This is a genomic window from Paeniglutamicibacter quisquiliarum (assembly GCF_019084045.1).
Classification (GTDB): Bacteria; Actinomycetota; Actinomycetes; order Actinomycetales; family Micrococcaceae; genus Paeniglutamicibacter; species Paeniglutamicibacter quisquiliarum.
The window spans coordinates 1-3,154 of the sequence record NZ_JAHRED010000024.1; the positions used below are offsets into that span (position 1 = coordinate 1).

The 3,154-nt window shown below is 45.6% G+C and carries 2 protein-coding genes; both read right to left on the reverse strand.

What is annotated here, in order from left to right; genetic code table 11:
• Positions 1–149: 149 nt before the first annotated feature.
• A complete protein-coding gene (locus tag KRR55_RS20095) occupies positions 150–1,256 on the reverse strand; it encodes a reverse transcriptase family protein (RefSeq protein ID WP_336245177.1) in 1,107 nt (368 codons plus the stop codon).
• Between the two features lie 231 nt (positions 1,257–1,487).
• Complete coding sequence (locus KRR55_RS20100; protein ID WP_217391091.1) at positions 1,488–2,774, reverse strand: phosphoribosyltransferase-like protein; 1,287 nt, start codon at positions 2,772–2,774, stop codon at positions 1,488–1,490.
• Positions 2,775–3,154 lie beyond the last annotated feature (380 nt).

Below are 3,154 nucleotides of genomic sequence, written 5' to 3' on the forward strand. Positions count from 1 at the left end.
AATGAGCTTGGCGCAATCTAGCATTCTGACCTGAGTCTCAAATGAGCACAAGTTCCAGAAAGCGGGAAGATATTAAACCTCCCCTTTAGTTGTTTTAGTGTGGAAAGTTGCCAAAACAATCTCGAAGACTTTCAAAAACTAGAGGTCAATCAAATGCTAACTATATTATTTTCTTGCAACTGATTTTTTAAATAGATGCCAAAAGTCGGATCCACGTGTATCGAATAAGCATAATGTCCCCACATGAATTCGATGAACTCCAGGTCGGAACCGTAACCTCTTGAATACGAATGATTTATAAGTCCGAATTTTTTTACACCGTGAATATGTGATTCAAGAGAGCGTTTATAGTTTCGGTTAAGCCAAACGTCGGACTCACCAACACACAGCCCGAGAATTCTAAAAACTTTCCCTTTAGGATGAATGCGTGTTTTCTTCGAATTCAGCTTAAATCCTTGAGATTCGATCGCACAAATTATATCGCGAAGAATGTCCTGACATTTCTCTCGCGAAGTTGGGGTATGGGAAGAAAAGCAAATATCATCAGCATATCTAGTAATAACTCCGTCCCACTGCAGAGCAACCATACTTAAGAGCTGATCCAACGGGGCACAAATAAGATTCGCTAAAAGCCCACTAGTCGAAGCACCTTGTGGCAAACGGCCTTCTTTGTGTATCTCATATATCGGCCCTGAATCATGCTCACCCCTTAGAATTACTTCATGTCCAACCGTTGTTAGTAACGCCATTTCGAGAGCCAAGAGTTCGGGGTAGCCAAGGTTCATGAAAATTGCTGCGACACGCCTAGTTCCGATTGATCCAAAGAAGTCTTTGATGTCTACACGAATCATGGATTGCGCTCCCACATGAGCGCGGACGGCCGCCAATGTATCGCGGCCCGGATGGAATGCGTAAGCCATGTCAGATACCCCGCTCACCGGCAGGCAGTTTTCAAGGATAGCCCTATGCAACGCCTTCAGCGGGGGACTTGGTTCGTGAATTGACCTAAATCCTGACCCACTTCGTTTAGCCATTCTTCGCGTTGAGTAGTGAACTCTTGGGTCGAAAATAACGTCACGAGCCGTATTGTAGGGAGTTTTAGAGACAACACAAAGATGCACAAGTGTAAATATTGGCAACACTCCGGAACGCGAACAGTCGTTCTCTATTCGACGTACAGAACGAATAAGTGCTTCTGTTGCGTTTCGCCGTTTCATCTCCGCAATATAAGCGTGGGGCGAGACTGTTCCTACCATTGGTTTCCCTCAGTGACGGCGTAATTCATAGAATTTAAGCCGTCATAGATAGTCGCTAATTGCAGAGATTCATCAATGGTCAATAGAGCCGGCCTGAAGAACCTATGCACACCCATGCGCCAAACTGGCAACATGGTCCTCGGGTGATTCCGCACCCGCTAAAGTTTCTCGCTCACTTTGAGCAGCGATCAACTTAACTGTGTCATTCAAATTGAATGACGGTACTAGGCATTATCTCACCCCACGCAAAGAACTAGGATAATAGGTGATTTGGGATGCGTCAATTCTTCGCTTCATATAATGCCTCGAAGCTGCGTAGTCGGCCCTATTCTTCCGTTCGGCATAGGTTCTAACCACGTGGAGTCCGGCTTCCGTTGGCGCAAACTTATCGGTCAGCCATTCAAGGGTGCGAAGGCGCGCTTCGGCTCGACAGAACGTATCATACGATGCCCCTACGATTCGAATTCCTTCGTCTCTGCCAAATCCAACGACCGCGCAGAGAAGTATCTGCCAAGAAGGGTCACCCTTCATGCCAGGACGAGTCAGTGCCGCTCTCAGTTTCCCAGTTTCAACCGCCAAACGGAGTTTCGGGTCAATAGTTCCGTCAAAGCTCCGACCAGGCATTGCAAGGACTTGGTCTTTGATGTCTGGAGGAATCTCCCTAGATTCGAATATGGGATAGTATTTAATTTTTGGTTGATGATAAATGAACAAGTCAGGCAAATTATTTGGACACAAATTTCCGACAATAACCGACCTGGTAGCCGCTCCGCCGAATCCCAAGCCCAAATTTGAGTCCGGGTTGCCATACTTGGCGAAAAGATCGAACAGTGACTTACGATCCAGAGAAGTATTTTTAAATGATTTTGTTTCGTTCAAATATTGAATTTCAAGCGTAAATCTTGGCGCGTCTATACATTTATACCATTCTTCAATTTTGCGAATGCCAGCAAGAGTTGCCGTCCAGGCGACCACTTGCAAATGCACAGTTTTGCCTCTAAGCGGGCCAATCGAAAGTGAAAGCGCAACCATCTCAATGAAGTCGACGGCTTGTGTGCCGGAGGCAATATTGTCGACAAGGAGTATGAAGAGCAAATCCCCTGTTGGGAGTTCATCAAGCTTCTGAGCATTCGATATGTCGAGGATCGGGCTCGGTACCCAACCTCTTTTCTTTTTCAGTCTGGTGGACATCCGGGAGTTTCGGATTACGACGTCTAGATACTTTTCCGATCCCGACGAAGAGTCACGAATTGTCGAAGGAAATACATCGTCGTAAATGCTTCTTGTCGGAGAAAGTTTTCGTGACCGATTCAACTGCGGATTTACTGGTAAGAGTTTTTGAGAATTTTTTGTCATTGGCATGATGACGCCGTATTTCGTGACGAGTTCAGAACTAAAGAGGCTTTGAATGTAATTCATCTCGCTTGAGGGATTGTTCGATACTAACCTCATGACATCTTCTTTGGACAAAATGGCCTCAATGATCAACTGCGTATCTGAACCTCGAACGATTTCCACGTAGTCGAGTATCACTCTACTAAGGTCACTTGTAACGCGATCTGTCGAATGGAAATCGATCTCCTGAAACGCCGCCATGGCAAGATCACGCTCGTCGTCAGAGAATTGTTCCAGCCATGTCCGGAGTGATCTAGTTACATGCATTCTCTGTCCAAACTGCCTTGGGAACTGTAAGTCGAGTCGAGGAGAGGGATACCTTTTCGACTAGTGAAATTTAATGTCGCCAATTTCCTGAAGAACAATGTGAAAATTTCGCTTTATGATCAGACTTTAACATATCTATGTTAAAAATTTGTTCCTGTCGTGGGACCGATAGGGACCTCACGACAGGAACTAATTTTCGTCTGCTACATACAGGCAGTCACTCGCTGTGGACCTTG